This is a genomic window from Caulobacter sp. GW456-12-1-14-TSB4 (assembly GCF_059424195.1).
The window spans coordinates 1-22,434 of record NZ_JBWKZF010000047.1 but is presented as its reverse complement, the minus strand read 5'-3'; the positions used below and the strand labels follow the sequence as shown (position 1 = coordinate 22,434).

The following is a 22,434-nucleotide window of genomic DNA, read 5'->3' as shown; positions in this document are numbered from 1 at the left end:
GCCCCCGGCCGCTCCGGCGTATGAAGCCCGCGAATTCGTGGTCTACTTCCCGTTCGATCAGTCGATCCTGACGCCGGAAGCCCAGGCCGTGGTCTCGCAGGCCGCCGAATATGCCAAGGGCGGCAACGCGACCAAGGTCGTGGTGACGGGTCACACCGACACCTCGGGCTCGGACAAGTACAACCAGAAGCTCTCGGAACGCCGCGCCAAGGCCGTCGCCGATGGCCTGGTCAGCCAGGGCCTGAACGCCACGGCGCTGGCCGTCGACTGGAAGGGCGAAAGCGCTCCGGCCGTCGCCACCGGCGACGGTGTGAAGGAACCGCTGAACCGCCGTTCGACGGTCTCGATCAACTTCCAATAAAAAAGTACGGACCGGTGGGGAAAGGGGCTGGCCGAAAGGCCGGCCCCTTTTTCTATGGGAGATGCTCCCCCGCTGGGGGAGGATCAAACGAAAAGACGCTCCCGATGGGGCGTCGGGAGCGTCCGATCCGGCGGGCCAAGAGGGCGGAGGACCGCCGTCACGCGGACCGGCATTGAGGGGCGCCGGGCCAACGGGCAGGGGAAGATCCGGTGCGCAAAGGGTCGCGACGGCGCTTCCGATAACCGCGTTCGACTATACGCCGATGCGCGTTTCGGGCGAGTCGAAACGATGGGACTCGGCCAGGTGCGACAATTGGCGCGGGAGGGGCGAGGGGACGCCCAGCGCCCGGGCGACCAGATGCTCGGCCAGCAGCGGCGCCAGGCAGAAGCCGCGCGAGCCCAGGCCCGTCAGAACCAGCACGCCGTCGTCGCGGATCCCGGCCAGCGGCAAGCGATCCGGCGTGGTGGCGCGCACGGCGGCGCGGCCCTCGAAAGCCTTGCCCGCTAGGCGCGCGGCCAAGTCCGGCAGGCCCTTGGCCAGGGTCTCCAGATTGCGGGCGTGATCCTCCGGCCGAACGTCCGTGGCGGTCTGGTCGCGGTCGTGGGTGGCGCCGAACAGCACGCCCGTCCGGGTCGGGACGGCATAGCCGCCGAAGGCCGTGGCCGGGGTCGTCTCGCCATCGGTCCAGCTGGCCTGGCCGCGCACGGGCTTGAGGACGATCTCGGGAGCCAGGTCGCCGGTCGCCGCCCCGCCGGCCAGGGCCACGCGGTCGGCGCGCAGGATCAGCTCGCCGCCGTCATCGAAGAGAGCCCAGCCTTCGCCGTCGCGCTCCAGGCGGGCGACGCGCCGGCGGATCGCATTCCCGGACCAGGCGGCGGTGACCACGGCGGGTTCGATGACCAGGGCGCAGGTCATGGCCAGGGCGTCGTCGCGCATCACCATCGCGCCCGGCTCGAACAGGTCCTGCTCGGCGACCTTGGCGAAGCGGGCCGGGTCGCGATCGCTGGCGGGCAGCTGGGTGACCTCGCGGGCGATGATCGCGCCGGGTTCGGCTTCGTACAGCGTCACGGCGCGGGCGAAGGCCTGGGCGTAGAGCGCCGCGCGCGGGCCGCCGCCGGCGTCGAGCGCGGGGGTGACCAGGGCGGCCGGATTGCCGGAGGCGGCGACGGTGTCGGGGTCGTCTAGGATGGTGACGCTCAGGCCTTCCGCCAGAGCGGCGCGGGCCAGGGAGGCGCCGGCGATACCGCCGCCGATGATGGCCAGGCTCGCGGGGCGTGGCGGGGTCTCGCGTTCGCCCATTTCATTTAGAGGGGGCAGCCAGGCCTCCAGCCGTTCGCGCTTGCGGCCGAAGCCGGGGCGCTTGGCGATCTCGAAGCCGGCGGCTTGCAGGCCGCGCCGCACGGCTCCTGCTACGGTGAAGGTCGCGGCGCGAGCGCCCGGCGCGCTACGGCTGGCGACGGCGGCCAGCACCTCCTCGCGCCACATGGCCGGGTTCAGGGCAGGCGAGAAGCCGTCCAGGAACCAGGCGTCGGCCGCGCCGTCCCAGGCCTCCAGCGCCTCGATCACGTCCATGACGGCCAGGTCCAGCACGGCGTCGAAGCCGGGCAGGTCAATGCGATGGAAGCCGCGCGCCTTGCCCGGCCAGTGGTCCAGCAGCACCTGGGCGGCCTCGCCCAGCTCGGGCCAGTGGGCCAGGATGCGGGCGGCCTCGTCGCGGGCCAGCGGATGAGCTTCGATCGAGAAGATGTGGAGCCTGGCGCCGGCGGGCTTCTCGCGCCGCCACAGGTCCAGCAGGGCGGCGATGTTCAGGCCAGAGCCGAAGCCCAGTTCGCCGACCGTGAAGTCCCGCGTGAACCGCTCGGGCAGGCCGCAGCCGGTCAGGAACACCGCCCGCGTCTCGGCCAGGCCATCGACGCTGGAGAAGTAGACGTCGCCGTACAGGCTGGACTGCGGCAGGCCGTCCTCGCGCCAGATCAGCGGGCCGGTTGGGGCGGTGGGGTTCATGGGGCTGCTAGAGCGCTGAGCGGATTGAACGTCAAGGCCACTCACCCCTCAACCCGTTTCCCCGGCGAACGCCGGGGCCCAGATGCATCCAGTGCGTCAGATGTGAAAGCGCCCTCCGCCGAGGTTCGACGAAGGGCGCTCGTGGGTTCGATCTGGGCCCCGGCTTTCGCCGGGGAGATCGGATTTAGTTAGTGCCCCGCCTTCTTCTCTTCCGGCTTGGCGGCCGTCGCGGCATCCGCCGCAGCGGTGGCCGAGGTCGCGGACGGCGTGCTCGTCGCGCCCGTGGCGGCAGCGTCGTTGGCGGTCTGGGCGGCGGTGTCGGCCGGATCGGCCGGATCGGCCGGAGCGGCGGCGGCGTCGGCGGCGGCCTTGTTGGCGTCGGCGGCGGCCTGGTCCTTGGCCGAGGCGGCGTCGGTCACGGTCGAGGCGTCGGCGGCGGCGGCCTTGGCGGCGGCGCTGTCGCCCTCGGCGTCTTCGTGCTTGCCGCCGCAGGCTGCCAGCGACAGGGCCGAGACGGCCATGCCGGCGATAATGAGTTTGCGGATGGTGCTCATGAGGTGTCCCCTTGTTGGCCGCCCTGCAGGCGGCCCTTCGCGCAAAAGGAATACCGGTTCGAAAGCCCGTGCAAGTTACGAGGCGCTAATGCTCACGTCAGAGACGCTAACAGCGCGCCCTTATTCGTTCGGGATCTGCGACAGGGCCTCTTCCAGCTCGGCGAAGCTGGGCTGGGCGGGCGAGGGCACGTTGCCGCGGCCGATCTCGACCGAGATCTGGGCGGCGTTGCCGTGCAGGTGGGCGACCAGGACGGCCTGGATGATCTTGTAGAAGGCGCCGTCCTCGTTGACGACGGCCTGCAGGCGCGTGGCCATCGGGCCGACGATGCCATAGGCGATGAACACGCCCAGGAAGGTGCCGACCAGAGCGCCGCCGATCATGCCGCCCAGGACGGCCGGCGGTTCGGTGATCGAGCCCATGGTCTTGATGACGCCCAGCACGGCGGCGACGATGCCCAGCGCCGGAAGGGCGTCGGCCATGGCCTGCAGGGCGTGCGCGGGTTCAAGCGCCTCGTGGTGGTGCTTCTCGAGCTGCTTTTCCATCGCATCCTCGACCTGGTGGGGATCCTCCAGGTTCATGGTCATCATCCGCAGGGTGTCGCAGATGAAGTCGACGGCGAAGTGGTCGTGGGTGACCTTCGGATAGCGGGCGAAGATCGTGCTCTCGTGCGGCTTTTCGATGTGGCTTTCCAGGGCGATGACGCCCTTGGACTTCATCGTCTTGGTCAGCAGGAACAGCAGGGACAGCAGGTCGCGATAGTCGGCCGGCTTCCACTTGGGGCCCTTGAAGATCTTGCCGAAGCCGCCGGCCGTGCCCTTGATGACGACCATCGAGTTGGAGATCAGGAACGCGGCCACGGCCGCGCCGAGAATGGCCATCAGTTCGTGCGGGGCGGCTTCGATGATGACGTCGAGCTTGCCGCCACCCATCAGGTAGCTGCCGAACACCATGCCGAACAGCAGGACGATGCCAATGATCTGGAACATGGTGGTGTGGCCGACCCCGAGAATGAAGCCGCATGATCGCGGTTAATGATTAATCCAAGGTTCCCGCGTCGCCGACTCCGGGTCTGTGATCTGCGACACATTGCGCGCGGGCCGCGCCGGGCCTAACAGTTGTTTGATGACTGGGGAGTCCAAAGAAGCGCGGGATAACCGCGGGGCGTTCGCCATCCTCTTCGGCGTGTCGGTGGCGACCGCGATGGGGAACAACGGCATGCTGTCGGTGCTGCCGGCCATCGGCCGCCAGATCGGCATCCCCGACGCCATGGTCGCGGCCATCTTCTCCCTGTCGGCGGTGCTGTGGGCGATCACCTCGCCGCTGTGGGCCCGGCAGTCGGACCTGCGCGGGCGCAAGCCGCTGATCCTGCTGGGCCTGGGCGGCTTCTGCGTGTCGATGCTGCTGTGCGCCCTGGTGGTGTCGGCCGGCCTGCATCACCTGGCCCCGCCGATGATCATCTTCGTGGCCTTCCTGCTGTGCCGGGCCTTGTTCGGGACGTTCGGCTCGGCCGCCAATCCCGCCACGCAAGCCTATATGGCCGAGCGCACCAGCCGCGAGGAGCGCACCCAGACCATGGCCACCCTGGCCGGGGCGTTCGGTCTGGGCACGGTGATCGGGCCGCTGCTGGCCCCGCTGTTCGTGCTGCCGGGCGTGGGCCTGGCCGGGCCGATGTTCGCCTTCGCCCTGCTGGCGGCGGTGATGTTGGTCATCGTCCAGCGCGGCTTGCCCGAGACCTTCAAGCCCGGACGCGGCGAGACGCCGCCGCGCCGACGGATGGGCCTGCCTTGGCGCGGCGGCGACGCGGCGCTGTGGAAGGACCCGCGCCTCAAGCCCTTCCTGATCTTCGGCTTCCTGGTCGCGGCTTGCCAGACCGCCCAGACCCAAACGCTTGGCTTTCTCATCATCGACAAGCTGGGCCTGCCGCCGGTCAAGGCGCAGGGCTACATCACCCTGGCCATGGCGGCCGGCGCGGTCGCGGCGCTGCTGGCCCAGTGGGGCCTGATCCGCATGTTCCGCATGGGGCCGCGCGACCTGATGCGCTGGGGCGTCGGCTGCGCGGCGGTCGGCAATATCGTCGTGGCCTTCGCGCCCGACTACGCCGCCGTCGCCATCGGCTACGCCATCGCCAGCCTGGGCTACGGCTTCGCGCGGCCGGGCTTCACGGCCGGCGCCTCGCTGTCGGTCGAGGCCAAGGACCAGGCCGGCGCGGCCGGGGCCATCGCCGCGATCAACGGCCTCAATGTCGTGGTCGCGCCGCTGTTCGTGCTGCTGTACGAGCGCATCGGCTGGGGGCCGTTCGTACTGAACGCGGCGATCCTGGCGGCCCTGGTCGTCTACGCGCTGCGGCAGGCCACCCTGCGGTCGGTCGACAAGGCCGGCGCGCAGGAAGAGGCGACGATCGCGGGGCTGGAGCGGTCGGACGAGGGCGGGGTCTAGTCGACCTTGCGCTCCAGGGCCCTGCGGTCCTTCAGCACGATGTGGCGCACGGTGGGCAGGGCGATCAGGCCCTCTTCCTGAAGCGCCGTCAGAGTCCGCGACACCGTCTCGATCGTCAGGCCCAGATAGTCGGCCATGTCCTGGCGGCCCATGGGGACGTCGAGCTCGGCGCGGGCGTTGGTGCGCTCGGCGATGTCGAGCAGCAGGCCCACGACCCGCTCCTGGGCCGAGCGGCGGCCCAGCATCAGCACATGGTCCTGGCTGCGCTGCAGGCCCTCGGCGGTCAGGCGGAACAGGGCCCGAGCGGCGTCGCAGCGCTTGGCGGCCAGGTCGCTGAGCGCCCCACGGCGGATCATGCGGATGCTGGCGTCGGTCAGGGCCTCGGCGGTGACGCGGTGGGTCTCGCCCATCTCCAGGCCGAAATACTCGCCGGCGAAGTGGAACTCGTCGATCTGCCGGCGGCCGTCGCGCAGGATGCGATAGGTCCGCGCCGCGCCGGTGACCACCTGGTAGATGTAGTCGGCGGCCTCGCCCTCGCCGAAGATCTCCTCGTCGCGCGAGAAGCGCGGGCAGGCGCCCGGAATGGCCAGGACGTCGATGGCGCCGTGGAGGTCGTTTTGGACGGCGTCGATGCGGAGCGGAGACAGCATGGAAAAACCCTTCTGTTGGTAGGGTCATGCGCCTTTTCACGCCGACGGGACATTCGGGAGGCGCGCCTAAGGAAACCCCCTTACGCGGCCCTGCGGGTAGGGAGGCTTTGAGGCGGATCAACTCGCGGCGGCGCGCGCGTGGGCAGAATGATCCGATGTCGAACCGCCCCCTGATCCTGCTGCTGGTCGAGGACGAGCCCCTGCGCGAGGCCCTGCGCTTCTCGCTGGAGACGGAGGGTTATGCGGTCGGGACGCGCCCGGACGGGCGGCCGGTGGCGGCGGTGGTCATCGACGAAGGCGGCGAAGCATGGCCTGGACCTGTCGAGGGGCGCCCGACCATCGTCCTGACCGGCGACGCCGAACGGCTCATGCGCCGGGGCGTGCGCGGGGTGTCGGTGGTGGAAAAGCCCCTGCTGGACGACGTCCTGGGCCGGAAGCTCTCGGCGCTGCTGGCGCGATAGCGCAGGCGCTCTCCTGTCGCAGGCATTCCTCGGCGATGTGGTCGATCATCTCGACCAGCCGCGCCCGACGCGACATGACCTCCTGGATATGCTGGTCCAGCGTGACCAGCTTGTCCTTCAGCGCCTCCAAAATGTCACGCTTGGGCGGGTGGTTCATGCCGAACTGGGCCAGGGCCGTCTTGAGCTCGCCCAGCGAGAAGCCCACCGTCTGGGCCTCGTGGATCATGCGCAGGGTCTCGACCACGTCCTCGGCATAGTCGCGATAGCCGTTGGCGTTGCGCTGGGCCTTGGGCAGCAGGCCCTTGGCCTCGTAGAACCGGATGCGCGACGTGGTCAGTCCCGCGCGCCTCGCCGCTTCGCCGATCCGCATCGCATGCTCTCCAGATGTCTTGACCTTCAGCCTGGGTCGCCAGGAGGTGCTTGACCTTCAACCTAGGTTGCCAAGAGGTGCTTGACCTTCAACCTAGGTTGAAGGTGTAGCGACTCTTCCCGAACGGGGGAACATCGGGTTCGCCTCGCGGTACGGAGTCGGCGCATGGCGCGTGTTTTGGTCACCGGCGGCACGGGTTTCGTGGGCGCCCATTGCCTGGTCCAGCTCCTGGCCGCGGGACACGAGGTCCGCACCACGGTCCGCGACCTGGCGCGCGAGGCCGATGTGCGGGCCATGCTGCGCGCGGGCGGGGCCGGCGAGGTCGGTCCGCGCCTGACGGTGTTCCGCGCCGACCTCAAGGACGACGCCGGCTGGGCCGAGGCGGCGGCGGGCTGCGACTACGTTCTGCACGTCGCCTCGCCGTTTCCCAACACCCTGCCCAAGCACGAGGACGAGCTGATCACGCCCGCCCGCGACGGGGCGCTGCGGGTGCTGCGCGCGGCGCGGGACGCCGGCGTCAAGCGCGTGGTGCTGACCTCGTCCTTCGCGGCGATCGGCTACGGCCATCCCGAGCGGGCCAGCGCCTTCACCGAGGAGGACTGGACCAACCTGCAGACCCCCGGCGTGCCGCCCTATCACAAGTCCAAGACCATCGCCGAGCGGGCGGCGTGGGACTTCATGGCGCGCGAAGGCGGGGCGATGGAGCTGGCCACGGTCAATCCGGTCGGCGTGTTCGGCCCGGTGCTGGGCGCGGACTATTCGACCTCGATCCTGTTCATCAAGCGGATGCTGGACGGCTCGCTGCCCGGCTGTCCGGACCTGTGGTTCGGGGCCGTCGACGTGCGCGACGTCGCCGACCTGCACATCCGGGCCATGACCGATCCGGCCGCCAAGGGGCAGCGGTTCCTGGCCACGGCGGGGGACTTCTTCAGCGTCCTCGAGCTGGCCAGCTGGCTGAAAGCCGATCTGGGCGAGGCCGCTCGCAAGACCCCGACCCGCGTCCTGCCGACCTGGCTGATGCGCCTGGTGGGCGTGTTCGACGCCGAGGTCCGGGGCGTGCTGCCCGAACTGGGCCACCGCAAGAACGCCTCGAACGCCAAGGCGCGGAGCCTGCTGGGCTGGTCGCCCAGGAGCGCGCGCGAGTCGGCGAACGCGACGGCCAGGAGCCTGCTGGACCTGGGCCTGCTCTAGCCGCCGCGCACCGACAGGGTCATCCGCACCAGGGCGGCCAGGTTGTCGGCCTGCATCTTGGTCATCAGCTTGGCGCGATAGATCTCCACCGTCCGGGGGCTGATCCCCAGCTCGCGGGCGATGACCTTGTTCGCATGGCCCGCCACCACGCCGTCCAGCACCTGGCGCTCGCGCTCCGACAGCGTCTCCAGGCGGCTCAGGATCGCGGCCTGGTCGTCGGTGACCGGGGCGGCCTCGGCGGCCTTGATGGCGCGGCCCAGCGCGTCCAGCATCCGGGCGTCCGAGAACGGCTTCTCGATGAAGTCCACCACGCCCGAGCGCATGGCCTCGACGGCCATCGGGATGTCGCCGTGGCCGGTGATCATCACGATCGGCATCTTGACCTTCAGGGCCGCCAGGCGGGCGACCAGCTCCTGGCCGCTCATCTCGGGCATGCGCACGTCGGTGATCACCACGCCCGGCTTGGCGTCCGGGAGGGCCTCCAGGAAGGCCGGAGCGCTGGCATAGGACACGACCTCGAAATCAGCCGACTCCAGCAGGAAGGCCAGCGACTCGCGGGCGCTCTCGTCGTCATCGACCACGTGAACGACAGCGGCGGCGTCAGTCATGGGTGGTCTCCTCGTGATGGTTCGCGGGCGGCAGGGTGAAGCGGAACAGCGCCCCTCCGCCGGGATTGGCCTCGGCCCAGATGCGGCCGCCGTGCGCCTCGATGATCGAGCGCGAGATCGACAGGCCCACCCCCATGCCCTGCGGCTTGGTGGTCATGAACGGCTGGAACAGGCGCTCCAGCACTTCGGGCGCGATGCCGGGGCCGGTGTCGGCGACGCTGACCTGCGACCAGCCCTGGTCGGTCACGGCGCTGGTGATGGTCAGGGCCTTGCGGCGCGCGCCGCTCTCCTGCATCGCGTCGATGCCGTTGCGGATCAGGTTCAGCAGCACCTGCTGCACCTGGACGCGGTCGGCATAGACGGCGTCGGCGGCCGGATCCAGCGACAGGCGCACATCGACCTGGCGGTCGCGCTCGCCGATCAGGGCCAGGGCGGAGGCCTCCTCGATCAGCTTGGACAGGCTCTCGTCGGCGCGTTCGCTGGCCCCGCGGCGGACGAAGTCGCGCATGCGGTGGATCACCTCGCCGGCCCGCAGGGCCTGGGAGGCGGCGCGGTCGATGGCGTCGCGGACCTTGGCTTGGTCGGCCTCGCGCCCTCGGTCGATCAAGCGGCGCGAACCGGTCAGCAGGTTGGCGATCGCCGACAGCGGCTGGTTCAGCTCGTGGGCCAGGGTCGAGGCCATCTCGCCCATGGCCGTCAGGCGCGAGACGTGGACCAGCTCGTTCTGCAGCTCCTGCAGGCGAGTCTCGGTCTCCTGGCTCTGGGTCAGGTCGCGGATGAAGCCGGTATAGGAGGGTGTCGAGCCCTTGGTCTCGCCGACCGCCAGCTCCATGGGGAAGGTCGATCCGTCCTTGCGCTGGCCGACCACGACGCGGCCGACGCCGATGATCCGCTTGTCGCCGGTGCGGTGGTAGCGCTGGATGTAGCCGTCGTGGGCGGCCGCGTGCGGCTCGGGCATCAGCATCTTGACGTTGCGGCCCAGCACCTCGTCTTCCTTCCAGCCGAACATCCGCTCGGCGGCGGGGCTGAACGAGGTCATGCTTCCGGCGCGGTCGATGACCACCACGCCATCCGGAACGGTGTCGAGGATCGAACGCAGGTGGTCGTTGACCGCCGCCTCGCGCCGCCGCGCGGCGTGGAACCAGCCGCCGCCCACGGCCATGCCGAAGCCCACCGACAGGAAGATCGCCGCGCACAGGCCGCTGACCAGGTTGAACGGGATCTCCCGCGTCACCCACCAGACGCTGCCCCAGGCGAACGTCGTGGCGAAGGCGCCGGGCCCTAAGCCCCCCAGGGCTGCGCTGACCAGCACGGCCGGCACGAACAGCAGGAACGACGACGGCGCGGTGAAGTCCGCCGGCAGGTACAGGCGCGCCACCGCCGTCGCCATCACCGCGGCGAAGGCGGCCAGATAGGCGGTCGGGTGCGGATCGCTGTACAGGGTCGAGGACAGGCCCCGGGCAGGCTTCATCAGTGTTCCCAGTCTTAGGGGTCTTATAGCCGGCCGGGTTTGAGCCAGGTCAAGGCGGGGTCATTGCGTAGGCTGGACGGTGGGCTCCTCAAGCAAAGAGGAGAGCTTTCGATGTCGGGCGGGCAAATGGCGTATCTGGGCCTGGTGGTCACGGCGTTCTCGGCGTTCGCCGTGGTGCTGTTCGTGACCTACATCCGGGTGAACATGAAGTAGGGGCTTCGGCCCTCACCACTTCCCAAAAGCTTGTCATCCCGGAAGCGCGAAGCGCTGTCCGGGACCCAGGGGCCAAGCGCAGTGCGGCGACCCCTGGGTCCCGGCTCTCCGCTACGCTACGGCCGGGATGACAAGCTTTTTTGCGCTTTGGGGTTCGGGCTTCATCTCCACCCGCCGTCCGCACACCGCCGCCGGCGCCGCGCGGTGGCTGACCAGCACCAGGCCTTGGCCGGTGCGGTCCAGGCGCGCCCGCAGCCGCTCCACCACCAGCGCCTCGGTCGCCGCGTCGAGGCCCTCGGTCGGTTCGTCCAGCAGCAGCCACGGCGCATCGCGCAGATAGGCTCTCGCGAGGGATAGGCGACGTCGCTCGCCGCCGGACAGACGCTCGCCGTCGTCGCCGAGATAGGCGGCCAGGCCGTGTGGCGCGGCGCGGACGCGGTCGGCGAGGGCGGCGGCTTCCAGCACTTCCCACAGTTGGGCGTCGGTCGCCTTGGGCGCGGCCAGGCGCAGGTTGTCGCGCACCGTGCCGGCGATCAGCCCGGCGTCCTGCGGCAACCAGGCGAAAGTGGACCGGGACAGGGCGGTCTCGCCCCGCAGGCCCAGCAGGGTCTCGATGGCGGTGGTCTTGCCGCAGCCGGACGGGCCGACGACGGCCAGGCGCTCGCCGGGGCTCAGGGTCTGGCCGAGGATCGTCAGAGTCGGTGCTGTTTCCGCCTTGAGCGCGGCCGGCTTGGGCTGATGCTGCAGGATCGCGTCCAGCCGCTCGCGGGCCTCTTTCGCCGCGCCGTCCTGGTCGAAGGCGTGGGCCAGGCCGGCTAGGGCGTCGATGCTCATGGCGGCCGCGAGACCGGCCAGCGCGGCCAGCGGCGCGCCGGCCGGAGCCGCGCAGGCGAGCGCGGCGGCGACGGCCGCGCCCAGGATCGCCGCCTGGCTCATCAGGATCAGGCCCTGGGCGCGGGCGGCGGCCAGGCGGGCGGCGTCCAGCTCGGCGGCCTTGGCGTTCAGGGTCTCGCCGGCCCAGGCGTCCAGGCCGTAGGCGCGCAGCTCGGCCGAAGCGGCGACCAGGGCGGCGGTGGTCTCCTTCAGCGCCCCGACCTTGGCCTGGACGGTGGCGCGGGCGGGGGTGGAGAAGCGCTTGGCCAGGGCGCGGGCGATCAGGATCGCGGCGCTGGCGGCCAGCAGGATCACCACGGCCGGCAGCCAGCCGGCGAAGGCGGCCATGACCAGGCCCGAGCCGAGGCCGGCGACGGCGCTCCATGGGGCCGAGAGGCGGACGAAACGCGTCTCGATGGCGTCGACGTCCTGGACGAGACGGGCCGAGGCCTCGCCGCGCGACAGGGTCAGCGATTCCGACGGTGGGGCGGCGGCCAGGCTCTCGAACACCGCCGGGCGGATGGCGGCCAAGGCGCGCAGGGCGGCGGCGTGTCCGGACAGGCGCTCACCATAACGGGCGGCGGTGCGCAGGATGGCCAGCAGGCGGATCATGGCGCTGGGGATCAGCACGTTGAACGTATGGGCCACGGCCAGGCCCGCCAGGCCGGCGGCGGCGCTGGCGACGATGAACCAGCCCGAAAGGCCCAGCAGGATGGTCGAGGCCGCGCCGACGACCACGGCGCTGGCGATCGCCAGCCGCAGGGCGCCGGCGCGCTCGCGCTTCTGGGCGCGGATCAGGGTGTCGAGCGGGCTCACAGGCGCACCACCTGGTCGGCGAGGGCGGCGACGGCCTCGGAGTGGGTGGCGATCAGGGTCGTGCGGCCTTTCGCGGCGGCGCGAATGGCGGTCAGCAGGTCGGCTTCGGCCTTGGCGTCGAGATTGGCGGTCGGCTCGTCCAGCAGCAGGATCGGCGCGGGCTTGAGCAGGGCGCGGGCCAGGGACAGGCGGCGGCGCTCGCCGCCGGACAGGCCGCTGCCGCGCTCGTCCAGCATGAAGTCCAGGCCGCCGGGGCGGTCGAGGACCAGGCCCACGGCGCGGGCGGCCTCCTCCACCTCAGCGCGGCTGGCGTCACGGCGAGACAGGGCGATGTTGTCGGCGATCGAGGCCGGCAGGATCAGCGGCGACTGCCCGGCCCAGGCGATGTCGGTCCCGCCCTCGATGCGGATGCGGCCGGCGGTCAGCGGCGCGAGGTCCAGCAGCAGGTTCAGCAGCGAGCTCTTGCCCGCGCCGCTGGGGCCCACGAGGGCGGTGATGGTCCCGGCCGGGGCGACGAGGTCGAAGCCCTCCAGCGCCGGCGCGTCGGCGTCGGGATAGTGGACCGTGACGCCCTCGAAGCGGATGGTCGGCGCGTCCCCCAGCGTGACGGCAGGCTTTTCCGCCGGCGCTTCGAACGTCGCCAGGCTCGCGCTCGCCGCCTCCGCCGACTGCCGATCGTGATAGGCGGCGGCCAGCCGACGCATCGGAGCGTAGATTTCCGGCGCCAGGGCCAGGACGAAGAAGGCGCGCTTCAGGTCCAGGGTCTCGGGGACCGGGAAGGGTAGCAGGCGCAGCAGGTTGAAACCGCAATAGACCGCCACCAACGCCACCGACAGGGCGGCGAAGAACTCCAGCGCCGCCGACGAGATGAAGGCCACGCGCAGCACCCGGATGGTGCGCTCGGCCAGGTCCGAGGCCGAGCGGCGCAGGGCCGTCGTGGTCGCCCCCTCGGCCTGGAAGGCCAGCACCACCGGCAGGGCGCGGACGCGGTCGAGAAACAGGCCCGACAGGCGCTCCAGGGCCAGGAACTGGGCGCGGCTCTCGGCGGCGGCGGCCGTGCCGGCCAGGATCATGGCGGCGATGAAGGGCAAGAGTGTTCCCAGCATGATCGCGGCGCTGATCGGGCTGGCGATCGCGGCGACGGCGATCATCGCCAGCGGCAGCACGGCGGCGGCCATCCGCGCGGGCAGGAAGCGGGCGAAGTGGCCGTCCAGCGCCTCGACGCCTTCGACCAAAGCGGTGGCCGCTTGGCCGGCGGGACGCCGCGCGCCGCCGAAGATGGAGCGGGCCAGATCAGCGCGGACGCCAGCCTTGGCGCTGGCGGCGGCCTGGGCTCCGGCCTCCGTGGCCAGACGCGCCAGGACGCCGCGCAAGGCGCCGGCCACGACGATCGCCAGCAGGCAGAGACAGAGAATCAGTGGGCCGCGCTGGCTGGCGATCGCATCGACACCGAACGCCAGGCCCGCCGCGAAGCCGATCGCGGCCACGCCGTCCAGCAGCACGAACATCCGCGCGCGACCCGCCGCCGGGCCGCCCTGGCGGCTCGCCTGGGTCAGCCACGCCTTCGGGTCTACGGAAAGACCGATCTGTACTATTCGGGCGCCCATGGGTTGAGTGTAGGCTGCTTTCATCCGTAAGCCTTGATCCTGATCAAGGACCGGGCGGTTGCGGTGGTCTAGGGATGAGCCCTCGATCGGCGTGATCATCGGCCGTTCGTCTCGGAGCTGTCCATGGACCCCGCCGTCATCGACCTGTCGCGCCTTCAGTTCGCGCTGACCGCCCTATACCACTTCCTGTTCGTGCCGCTCACCATCGGGCTCAGCTTCATGCTGGTCATCATGGAGAGCGTCTATGTGATGACCAAGCGGCCGATCTGGCGGACCACGACCCGGTTCTGGGGCGTGATGTTCGGCATCAACTTCGCCCTGGGCGTCGCCACCGGCCTGACCATGGAATTCCAGTTCGGCATGAACTGGTCCTACTACTCGCACTATGTCGGCGACATCTTCGGCGCCCCGCTGGCGATCGAAGGGCTGATGGCCTTCTTCCTGGAGGCGACCTTCGTCGGGCTGATGTTCTTCGGCTGGGACAAGCTGAAACCCGTCAGCCACCTGTTCGTGACCTTCATGGTCGCCCTGGGCACCAACCTGTCGGCGCTGTGGATCCTGGTCGCCAATGGCTGGATGCAGAACCCGATGGGCGCGGCCTTCAACCCCGACACCATGCGCATGGAGGTCTCCAGCTTCCGCGACGTGCTGTTCAACCCGGTGGCCCAGGCCAAGTTCGTCCACACGGTCAGCGCCGGCTACACCATCGCCTCGGTGTTCGTGCTGGGGGTCTCGGCCTGGTACCTGCTGAAGGGCAAGTACAGCGGCGTGGCCAAGCGCTCGATGACCGTGGCCGCCGCCTTCGGCCTGGCCTCCTCGCTGTCGGTCGTCGTGCTGGGCGACGAGAGCGGCTACGCCCTGACCGACAACCAGAAAATGAAGCTCGCGGCGCTGGAAGCCATGTGGGAGACCGAGCCCGCCCCGGCCGGTCTGACCGCGTTCGGCATCCCGGACCTGAAGGAACGCAAGACCCACTACGAGGTGAAGGTCCCCTACGTCCTGGGCCTGATCGCCACCCGCAGCTTCGACACGCCGGTGGAGGGCATCTTCTCGCTGGTCGCCAAGGCCGAGGACCGCATCGAGAGCGGCGTCGTCGCCTATGGCGCCGTTGAAGCGCTGAAGGTCGATCCGAACAATGTCGCCGCCCGCGCCACCTTCGAGCAACACCGCCGCGACCTGGGCTACGCCCTGCTGCTCAAGCGCTATGTCGCCGATCCGCGCACGGCCAGTCCGGACCTGATCAAGAAGACCGCCTGGGACGCGGTGCCCAACGTGCCGGTGATGTTCTGGGCCTTCCGGATCATGGCCGGGATCGGGGTGCTGATGATCGCCATGTTCGCCACGGCGTTCGTCCTGGTCACCCTGCGCAAGCACGACACCAAGTGGTTCCAGATCATCGCCGTGGCGGCCATCCCGCTGCCCTGGATCTCGACCGAGCTGGGCTGGGTGCTGGCCGAGGTGGGCCGTCAGCCCTGGGCGGTGGACGGCGTGCTGCCGACCTTCCTGGGCGCCTCCAGCCTGACCGTGCCGCAGCTGCTGACCAGCATCACGATCTTCACCCTGCTGTACGGCGCGCTGGCCGTGGTCGAGGTCGGCCTGATCCTGCGCGCCATCAAGAAAGGCCCGTTCGCCCAGCACGACCCCGTCCCCGACGGCGAGCCCGCTGAACCCGAACCGGCCGTGGCCTAAGGAGACCAGAACGATGGAACTCCCAATCGACTACGCCACCCTGCGCGTCCTCTGGTGGGCCCTGATCGGCATCATCCTGATCGCCTTCACCCTGACCGACGGCTTCGACATGGGCGTGGGGGCCTTGCTGCCCTTCGTCGCCAAGGACGACGCCGAGCGCCGCATGGTCATCAACACCGTCGGCCCGACCTGGGAAGGCAACCAGGTGTGGTTCATCGTCGGCGGGGCGGGGCTGTTCGCGGCCTGGCCGTTCGCCTACGCCATCAGCTTTTCGGGCTTCTACCTGGCCATGTTCGTGGTGCTGGCCGCCATGATCCTGCGACCGGTCAGCTTCAAGTACCGCTCCAAGCGGCCGAACGCGAAGTGGCGGGCGTTCTGGGACTGGGGCCTGTTCATCGGCGGCTTCGTGCCGGTGCTGGTGTTCGGCGTGGCCATGGGCAACGTGCTGCAAGGCGCGCCCTTCCGCCTGGATAGCGACCTGCGGGCCTTCTACGAGGGCGCCTTCATCGGCCTGTTCTCGCCGTTCGCCCTGCTGTGCGGCCTGCTGTCGGTGTCGATGCTGGTGCTGCACGGCGCGGCCTGGCTGACCGTCAAGGCCGAGGACGGCCCGGTCGTCGAGCGCGCCCGCCGCATCGGCGAGATCGCCGGCCTGGCCAGCATCGTGCTGTTCGCGGCCGGCGGCTTCTGGGTGGCGTTCGGGGGGCTGGGCTTCCGGATCGAAGGCCTGGCCGACGCGGCCGGACCCTCGAACCCGCTGCGCGGCGCCGCCGCCGTGCGGGCCCCTGGCGCCTGGCTGGACAACTACGGCCGCCACGGCTGGATGATGATCGCGCCGATCCTTGGCTTTGTCGGCGCGGCGCTGGCGCTCTACGGCATGCGGTTCAACAAGGCCTGGGCGGCGTTCGGCGGCTCGTCGGCTTCGGCGGTGGGCATCGTCGCCACCGTGGGCCTGTCGATGTTCCCGTTCATCCTGCCCAGCAGCTTCGACCCACGCTCCAGCCTGACGGTGTGGAACGCCTCGTCGACCCACCTGACGCTGTTCGTCATGCTGATCGTGACGTCGGTCTTCCTGCCGCTGATCCTGATCTACACGAGTTGGGTCTACAAAGTCCTGTGGGGCCGCAGCACGACCGGCGCCCTGACCACCAACCCCGACCTGTACTGAGGAGCTAGAGAACCATGTGGTACTTCACCTGGATCCTGGGCCTGGGCCTGGCCGTCGGCTTCGGCGTGCTGAACGGCATCTGGTACGAGTTCAACCTCTCCGACGAGGGCGACGAGGGCCTGTCGGAAGAGCACTGACTCAAATTGAGGGGCGCGACATCCCGACGCGCCCCTTCGCGCTCAGCCTTAACCGTTGTTAAAGGCCATTGGGGCTCTTCTGACATCCAGCCACGGGAGCGCGTCGAACACGCCGCTCTGGGCAAGCCATCGACCCGGGGATACCGCCATGACCGACACCACCGCGCCCGCGCTGGAACTGATCTCGTTCTGCATCGGCGAGCAGGAATTCTGCATCGACGTGAAGACGGTCCGCGAAATCCGCGGCTGGACCCCGGCCACCCCGATCCCGCACGCTCCGGCCTATATGCGCGGCGTCATCAACCTGCGTGGCGCGATCATGCCGGTCATCGACCTGCGCAACCGCCTGGGTCTGGGCGTCACCATCCCCGAGACCCGCCACGTGATCGTGGTCGTCGAGTGCCAGGACCGCCTGGCCGGCATCCTGGTCGACGCCGTGTCGGAAACCTTCACCGTGCCGCGCGACAGCCTGCAGCCGGCCCCGGACGTCGGCGTGGAAGAGTTGCGCTACATCCAGGCCATCATCTCGATGGAAAACCGCCTGATCACCTATCTGCGCATGGACGACGTGTTCCCGGCGGTCATCCGCGAAGCGGCCTGATAATCTGCTCCCCCGCTGGGGGAGCTGTCGGCGAAGCCGACTGAGGGGGCCTACTCGGCGTAGGCCGCGCGGGGGGGGGGGGGGGGGGGGGGGGGGGGGGGGGGGGGGGGGGGGGGGGGGGGCCGAGGGCAACCTCGGCGGCCTTTTCTGTGCGGGGTGCGCGAGATCAGTTCTTGCGCACGATCCGCGCCGCCGCGGCGTGGAAGCCGGCGTCGGCGGCGGCCAGGTCGGCCACGGCGCCGTGGCGGTCAGCGGCGACGCTCATATTGCTCTTGGCGTAGCTCTCCGAGACCTTGCGGGCCTCCTGGGCGCGCAGGGCGGCGTTGGAGGCGGCGGTCTCGTGCCAGGCCGCCAGGCTCTCGGGCGTGACCTCGGCGTCGGCGTCCGGATGCGGCGCGACCTCGCCAAAGCCGATGGCCACGAAGCCGTGGATGACGCCGCCATAGTCCTCTTCCGACAGCAGGAAGGTGATCTGACGCTCCTCGGCTTGGCCGGTATAGGCGTCGTCTTCCGGATCGAACTCGCGCAGCACCAGGATGTCGCCGACCTTGAACTCGCGGTCGTTGCGACGGATCTCGAAGCGCTTCTGGCCCGAGCGCACGGCGGCGAAATATTTGGGCCAGGTCTTGAGTTCGTGGCGGGTCATGGGCGGCGGACTTTTCTTGACGAAATAGGAAGGCGGGGGTTCTGGCGATGGAACCCTAGCTTGAGGTTAATGGCGATCGAAAGGCTGTGGATGGCTCCACGGCCAGGTTCTTATTCGTCGATGCAGAGCCGGACGATCTCGGCCCGCAGCTCGGGCATGCCCAGACCCTTCTCCGACGAGGTAGCCAGCACGCGCGGGAAGGCGGCGGCGCGCTTGGCGATGGCCTTCAGCGTGTCGGCCACGACCTTGTCGACTTCGTGCGGCTTGATCTTGTCGGCCTTGGTCAGGACGATCTGGTAGCTGACGGCGGCCGTATCCAGGGCGTCCAGCGCCTCCAGGTCGACCTTCTTGAGGCCATGGCGGGCGTCGATCAGCACGTAGACGCGCTTCAGGTTCGGACGGCCACGCAGATAGGCGCGACCCAGGTCCTGGAACTTGTCGGCGATCGAGCGCGAGACGCGGGCGAAGCCGTAGCCGGGCAAGTCGACCAGGCGCACCTGCTCGGCCAGCAGGAAGAAGTTGATCTCCCGCGTGCGGCCCGGCTCGTTCGAGGCGCGGGCCAGGTACTTCTGGCCGACCAGGCCGTTGATCAGGCTGGACTTGCCGACGTTGGAGCGGCCGGCGAAGGCCACTTCGGGCAGGTCGGGCGCGGGCATGAGGTCCATGCGCACAGCGCCCATCATGAACGCGACGGGCTGGGCGAAGAAGACGCGCGCCGTCTCGATCTGCTCTTCGGTGAAGTCGGCCGCGCCCGGGAGGATGGCGGGAAGGTTGGGTTCTTCGCTCATCAGGTGGCGTTAGCAGTTTTGCCCTGCAGGCGCGCGATGATCTTGTCGATCGGGTTCTCGACCTTGTAGCGGCGCATGATGATGTACTGCTGGATAATGGTCAGGATGTTGGACCAGCACCAGTAGATCACCAGACCCACGGCGAACTGCGACAGGGTGAAGGTGAAGACGATCGGGAACAGCTGGAAGATCCGCTGTTGCATCGGGTCGCCGGCCGGCGGGTTCATCGCCGTGGTCAGCCACATGGTGAAGCCGTACAGCAGCGGCCAGACGCCGATGTGCAGGGTGGTCGACAGGAAGGCGCCGATCAGCGGGGCGTGGGCCGGGTCCCAGGGGATCAGGCCGAACAGGTTGAAGATCGTCGTCGGATCGCGCGACGACAGGTCGTGGATCCAGCCGAAGAACGGCGCGTGGCGCATTTCGATGGTGACGGTCAGCACCTTGTACAGCGAGTAGAAGACCGGGATCTGCACCAGCATGGGCAGGCAGCCCATCATGGGGTTGATCTTCTCCTTGGCGTACAGGGCCATCATCTCCTGCTGCTGTTTGGCAGGATCGTCCTTGTGCTTGGCCTTCAGCTTCTCGACCTCGGGGGAGATCTTCTTGATCTTGGCCATGCTCTCATAGCTCTTGTCCGCCATCGGATAGAGGATGAGCTTGAGCAGGACGGTCAGCGCCATGATGGCCAGGCCGAAGTTGCCGACCAGCTTGTAGAAGATCTCCAGGATGTTGAAGATCGGGCGCGTGAAGAAGCGGAACATGCCCCAGTCGACGGCGTCGTCGAAGCGCGGGATTTCGCTCTTGGCGCTGCTCCAGAACTCCCAGATGGCCGGCGGGGTCGTCGCGCCGTACTCGTACTTGCGCAGCAGCGGCACGGTCTTGGCGCCGGCGAACAGGCGGGTCTTTTGGGTCAGGGTCGCGCCCGGGTTCAGGGCTTGGGTCGGGCCGACGAAGTTGACGTCATAGATGTCGGTGCCCGACGCCTGGGTGACGCGGTACTGGGCCTTGATGGTCTGGTCCTGGTTGGGGATCAGCGCCGCCAGCCAGTACTTGTCAGTGATGCCGGCCCAGCCGCCGACCGAGTCGAAGGTCTCGAGCGGCTTGTCCTTCTTCCACTTCTGGTACTTCGACAGCTTCAGCTCGTGGTCCTTGCCCGAGCCCAGCACGCCGATGGCGCCTTCGTGGACGATCTGGGTCTTGCCCAGGTGGTCGGTGATGCCCTGGCGCTGGACGGTGGCGTAGGGGGCCAACTGGAAGGCGGCGGTCCCATTGTTCTTGACGCTGTCGGTGACCGAGAACATCGCCTGGTCGTCGACGGCGATCAGGCGGGTGAAGACCAGGCCCTGGCCGTTGTCATAGGTCAGCGTGACGGGCGTGTTCGGACGCAGCACCTGGCCCGGCGCGGCGGTCCAGACGGTGCGGCTGTCGGGCAGGCCCGGCAGGTTGGCGCCGGCCCAGCCGAAATCTGCGAACCAGGCGTGTTCCGCCCCTTCAGGACGGAAGAGCTCGACCGGCGGCGAGTTCTTGTCGATGGTCTCGGCGTACTTGCGCAGGAACAGGTCGTCGATGCGGCCGCCCTTCAGGGCGATCGAGCCCGACAGGGCCGGGGTGTCGACCACGATGCGCGGGCTCTGGGCCTTGGCGGCGTCGCGCGACAGGCGCAGCGGAGCCGGATTGCCGTTGGCGTCCAGGGTCACGCCCGGCGTGGCCGCGGCCTGGATCTGGGCGGCCTTCTTGGCGCGCGCCTCGATCTCGGCCCGCTTCTGCTGCGGACCCAGGATGAAGAACTGGTACCCGATCAGGATCACGAACGCGCTGACGATGAACATCAGCGTGTTTTTGTTGTCGTTCTGCATGGAGCGCTTAACCGGAAACTGTGGGATCGGGTTGTTGGGAAGGGGCGGCTTCAGACGATGGGCCGGGGCGACGTTGGGGAACCTTGGCTCCCCCGCGATCGTACTCGGCGGCGAGGCTTATCAGCGCGGTTTTGACGTCGTCAAGCAAACGCCCCCATTCGCGGGCGGTGGTGCCGCCGCGCGCTATGAACACATAGTCGTGCGAAGGGCGCGCATGAAGGGGCAGCACCAGCCGGGCGGCCTCGCGCAGGCGGCGCTTGGCGCGGTTGCGGTCGACGGCCCCGCCGATCTTCTTGGTGGCCGTGAAGCCGACCCGGACGGTGGGGTCCTCGTCGTCAGGCCGCTTGCGCATCTGGATGAAGACCGCGCCGCGCGACAGGGCCGGGGCCTTGGCCGCCAGCAGGAAGTCGGGGCGCTTGCGCAGCCGCTCGAACTTGATTGTCTGGACCTCAGACATGAAAAAAGCCGCCTTTCCGGCGAGAACCTGAGACCAGGTCTGTGGGAAAGGCGGCTTTGATCATGGTCTCGCCTCCCGAAGGAGGAAGAACAATTAGGCGGTCAGGCGCTTGCGGCCCTTGGCGCGGCGACGCGCGACGATCTTTTGACCGTTCTTGGTGGCCATACGCGCGCGGTAGCCGTGACGGCGAGCACGCACGAGCTTCGACGGCTGGAAGGTGCGCTTCACGACGTGGCTCCGAAATGCATAAACGTTGGACGCGAGGCCTAGGGCTCCGCGAGTGAGGGGCGGTGGATAAAAGAACGGACGAGGGATGTCAACCTGAGTCGGTTCAGAGGGTTAGGAAGTTTGCTCCGCCCCCTTCTCGCCAACTCCCTATACCCGTTTCCCCGGCGAAAGCCGGGGCCCAGATTCATCCGGAGCGGTTTGGGCTGATCCGGGATGCGTTCCTGTCCGTCCAGCGCCCGTGGGTTCGATCTGGACCCCGGCTTTCGCCGGGGAAACGGGTATAGGGAGTTGGCTCAGGGCGTAATCACTGCCTTCCCGACCACCTTCCGCTCGCTCAACAGCTCAAACGCCTCCCGCCACCGCTCCAGCGGCAGCTCGGCATGCACATGCGGCCGGATCATCCCCTCATCCGCCATTTTCCAGATCGCCTCGCCGTTCTCGCGGCCTTTCTCGGGGAATTGCCGGCCGTATTCCCCCGCCCGGACGCCCATGACCGAGAAGCCCTTGATCAGCGGCATGTTGACCGAGACGTTCGGGATCCGGCCCGAGGTGAAGCCGATCACCAGCAGCCGGCCGTCGAAGGCGATGCAGCGGACGCTCTCGTCGAACACGTCGCCGCCCACCGGGTCGTAGATCACGTCGGCCCCACGGCCGCCGGTGATGGTCTTCACCTGCTCACGGAAGCCGCTGGTGACGTTGACCACAGCGTCCGGAGCGTAGAGCGCCTGCACGGCCGCCAGCTTGTCGTCGGAGGCGGAAGCCGCGATCACCCGCGCGCCCAGCGCCTTGGCCAGGTCCACCGCCGCCAGGCCCACCCCGCCGGCCGCGCCGTGGATCAGCACCCATTCGCCCGGCTCGACCCGTGCGCGCCGAACCAGGGCGACATAGGCGGTCAAGTACGCAGCCCCATAGGCGGCCGCCTCGGCGAAGGACAGCCGCGCGGGCTTGGGCTTGAGGGCGTCGGCCGACAGCACGGAATATTCCGCGAACCCGCCCAGCCGCGCCCCGCCGACCACGGCGTCGCCGACCTTCAGGCTGGTGACGCCATCCCCCAGCGCGGCGACTTCGCCGGAGATGTCCAGGCCCGGCGTGAAGGGCAGGGGCGGTTTGAACTGGTACTCACCGCGCGTCATCAGCAGGTCGGGGAAGTTGACGCTGGCCGCGCGGACGCGGACCAGCACCTCGCCGGGGCTCGGCTTGGGTGTGGCGACCTCGCGGACCTCGCAACCGGCGAAGTCCGGCGCGAGGTCC

General features: G+C 69.3%; 23 protein-coding genes and 1 pseudogene. 9 read left to right on the top strand and 15 right to left on the bottom strand.

Translation table 11 applies throughout. From position 1 onward, the window contains the following. Positions 1–361, top strand: a 361-nt coding sequence (locus tag AC07YH_RS25480; RefSeq protein WP_494749692.1) for an OmpA family protein, incomplete at its 5' end; no start/stop codon positions are given. A gap of 252 nt (positions 362–613) precedes the next feature. Here AC07YH_RS25480 and mnmC2 read toward each other — a convergent pair. The 3 genes from mnmC2 to motA form a co-directional block, all read right to left on the bottom strand. After that, complete coding sequence (gene mnmC2 / locus AC07YH_RS25475; RefSeq protein ID WP_494749691.1) at positions 614–2,365, bottom strand: tRNA (5-methylaminomethyl-2-thiouridine)(34)-methyltransferase MnmC2; 1,752 nt, start codon at positions 2,363–2,365, stop codon at positions 614–616. A 188-nt stretch (positions 2,366–2,553) separates the two neighbouring features. Continuing rightward, positions 2,554–2,919, bottom strand: coding sequence for a hypothetical protein (locus tag AC07YH_RS25470; RefSeq protein ID WP_494749690.1), 366 nt, complete (start codon positions 2,917–2,919; stop codon positions 2,554–2,556). A gap of 120 nt (positions 2,920–3,039) precedes the next feature. Continuing rightward, the gene (gene motA / locus AC07YH_RS25465) at positions 3,040–3,906 is read right to left on the bottom strand and encodes a flagellar motor stator protein MotA (RefSeq protein ID WP_291871802.1); all 867 of its coding nucleotides are present in this window, start codon (positions 3,904–3,906) and stop codon (positions 3,040–3,042) included. Between the two features lie 136 nt (positions 3,907–4,042). Here motA and AC07YH_RS25460 point away from each other — a divergent pair, with 136 nt between their 5' ends. After that, positions 4,043–5,356 (top strand): MFS transporter, encoded by a 1,314-nt coding sequence (locus AC07YH_RS25460; protein WP_494749689.1) that lies wholly within the window; start codon positions 4,043–4,045, stop codon positions 5,354–5,356. On the opposite strand, the gene fixK is transcribed toward AC07YH_RS25460, so the two are convergent. Then, positions 5,353–6,006 carry a transcriptional regulator FixK gene (gene fixK, locus AC07YH_RS25455; RefSeq protein WP_494749688.1) on the bottom strand — a complete coding sequence of 218 codons (654 nt, stop codon included), beginning with the start codon at positions 6,004–6,006 and terminating at the stop codon, positions 5,353–5,355. The genes AC07YH_RS25460 and fixK overlap by 4 nt on opposite strands. Positions 6,007–6,161: 155 nt before the next feature. Here fixK and fixT point away from each other — a divergent pair, with 155 nt between their 5' ends. After that, complete coding sequence (gene fixT / locus AC07YH_RS25450; protein WP_494749687.1) at positions 6,162–6,467, top strand: oxygen-responsive sensory/signaling system negative regulator FixT; 306 nt, start codon at positions 6,162–6,164, stop codon at positions 6,465–6,467. Here fixT and AC07YH_RS25445 read toward each other — a convergent pair. Then, entirely contained in the window at positions 6,373–6,837 is a 465-nt protein-coding gene (locus AC07YH_RS25445) for a MerR family transcriptional regulator (protein ID WP_494749686.1), read from the bottom strand. The two genes, fixT and AC07YH_RS25445, sit on opposite strands and share 95 nt — an antisense overlap. A gap of 165 nt (positions 6,838–7,002) precedes the next feature. On the opposite strand from AC07YH_RS25445, the gene AC07YH_RS25440 reads away from it, so the two are divergent. Then, positions 7,003–8,028, top strand: a complete 1,026-nt coding sequence (locus AC07YH_RS25440) for an SDR family oxidoreductase (protein WP_494749685.1) — start codon at positions 7,003–7,005, stop codon at positions 8,026–8,028. Here the strand turns inward: AC07YH_RS25440 and fixJ are convergent. Beyond that, the gene (fixJ, locus tag AC07YH_RS25435; protein ID WP_494749684.1) at positions 8,025–8,636 is read right to left on the bottom strand and encodes a response regulator FixJ; all 612 of its coding nucleotides are present in this window, start codon (positions 8,634–8,636) and stop codon (positions 8,025–8,027) included. The two genes, AC07YH_RS25440 and fixJ, sit on opposite strands and share 4 nt — an antisense overlap. Further along, positions 8,629–10,107 (bottom strand): PAS domain S-box protein, encoded by a 1,479-nt coding sequence (locus tag AC07YH_RS25430; protein ID WP_494749683.1) that lies wholly within the window; start codon positions 10,105–10,107, stop codon positions 8,629–8,631. The genes fixJ and AC07YH_RS25430 overlap by 8 nt, the downstream gene beginning before the upstream one ends. A gap of 271 nt (positions 10,108–10,378) precedes the next feature. Between AC07YH_RS25430 and AC07YH_RS25425 the strand changes: the two are divergent. After that, positions 10,379–10,474, top strand: a pseudogene (locus AC07YH_RS25425) (hypothetical protein); the annotation flags it as partial. Here AC07YH_RS25425 and AC07YH_RS25420 read toward each other — a convergent pair. After that, positions 10,432–12,009 carry an ATP-binding cassette domain-containing protein gene (locus AC07YH_RS25420; protein WP_494749682.1) on the bottom strand — a complete coding sequence of 526 codons (1,578 nt, stop codon included), beginning with the start codon at positions 12,007–12,009 and terminating at the stop codon, positions 10,432–10,434. The pseudogene AC07YH_RS25425 and the gene AC07YH_RS25420 overlap by 43 nt on opposite strands. Beyond that, on the bottom strand, positions 12,006–13,616 hold the full coding sequence (gene cydD, locus AC07YH_RS25415) for a thiol reductant ABC exporter subunit CydD (protein WP_494749693.1): 1,611 nt from the start codon (positions 13,614–13,616) through the stop codon (positions 12,006–12,008). Before cydD ends, AC07YH_RS25420 begins: the two co-directional genes overlap by 4 nt. 123 nt (positions 13,617–13,739) lie before the next feature. On the opposite strand from cydD, the gene AC07YH_RS25410 reads away from it, so the two are divergent. The 4 genes from AC07YH_RS25410 (at position 13,740) to AC07YH_RS25395 (ending at position 17,208) form a co-directional block, all read left to right on the top strand. Next, positions 13,740–15,305, top strand: coding sequence for a cytochrome ubiquinol oxidase subunit I (locus AC07YH_RS25410; RefSeq protein ID WP_494749681.1), 1,566 nt, complete (start codon positions 13,740–13,742; stop codon positions 15,303–15,305). Between the two features lie 13 nt (positions 15,306–15,318). After that, the gene (gene cydB, locus AC07YH_RS25405; RefSeq protein WP_494749680.1) at positions 15,319–16,470 is read left to right on the top strand and encodes a cytochrome d ubiquinol oxidase subunit II; all 1,152 of its coding nucleotides are present in this window, start codon (positions 15,319–15,321) and stop codon (positions 16,468–16,470) included. Between the two features lie 14 nt (positions 16,471–16,484). Then, the gene (gene cydX, locus AC07YH_RS25400; protein WP_494749679.1) at positions 16,485–16,607 is read left to right on the top strand and encodes a cytochrome bd-I oxidase subunit CydX; all 123 of its coding nucleotides are present in this window, start codon (positions 16,485–16,487) and stop codon (positions 16,605–16,607) included. 148 nt (positions 16,608–16,755) lie between these two features. Further along, positions 16,756–17,208, top strand: coding sequence for a chemotaxis protein CheW (locus AC07YH_RS25395; protein ID WP_494749678.1), 453 nt, complete (start codon positions 16,756–16,758; stop codon positions 17,206–17,208). Positions 17,209–17,374: 166 nt separating this feature from the next. Here AC07YH_RS25395 and AC07YH_RS25390 read toward each other — a convergent pair whose 3' ends face one another. The 6 genes from AC07YH_RS25390 to AC07YH_RS25365 form a co-directional block, all read right to left on the bottom strand. Further along, a complete protein-coding gene (locus tag AC07YH_RS25390; RefSeq protein WP_494749677.1) occupies positions 17,375–17,854 on the bottom strand; it encodes an ASCH/PUA domain-containing protein in 480 nt (159 codons plus the stop codon). Positions 17,855–17,964: 110 nt separating this feature from the next. Beyond that, complete coding sequence (yihA, locus tag AC07YH_RS25385) at positions 17,965–18,642, bottom strand: ribosome biogenesis GTP-binding protein YihA/YsxC (RefSeq protein ID WP_494749676.1); 678 nt, start codon at positions 18,640–18,642, stop codon at positions 17,965–17,967. Further along, the gene (gene yidC / locus AC07YH_RS25380) at positions 18,642–20,498 is read right to left on the bottom strand and encodes a membrane protein insertase YidC (RefSeq protein ID WP_494749675.1); all 1,857 of its coding nucleotides are present in this window, start codon (positions 20,496–20,498) and stop codon (positions 18,642–18,644) included. The genes yihA and yidC overlap by 1 nt, the downstream gene beginning before the upstream one ends. Positions 20,499–20,505: 7 nt before the next feature. Further along, a complete protein-coding gene (gene rnpA / locus AC07YH_RS25375; RefSeq protein ID WP_494749674.1) occupies positions 20,506–20,955 on the bottom strand; it encodes a ribonuclease P protein component in 450 nt (149 codons plus the stop codon). 93 nt (positions 20,956–21,048) lie between these two features. Next, positions 21,049–21,183, bottom strand: a complete 135-nt coding sequence (rpmH, locus tag AC07YH_RS25370) for a 50S ribosomal protein L34 (RefSeq protein WP_012284717.1) — start codon at positions 21,181–21,183, stop codon at positions 21,049–21,051. Between the two features lie 293 nt (positions 21,184–21,476). Beyond that, a partial coding sequence (locus AC07YH_RS25365) for an NADPH:quinone oxidoreductase family protein (protein WP_494749673.1) occupies positions 21,477–22,434 on the bottom strand: 958 nt, incomplete at its 5' end.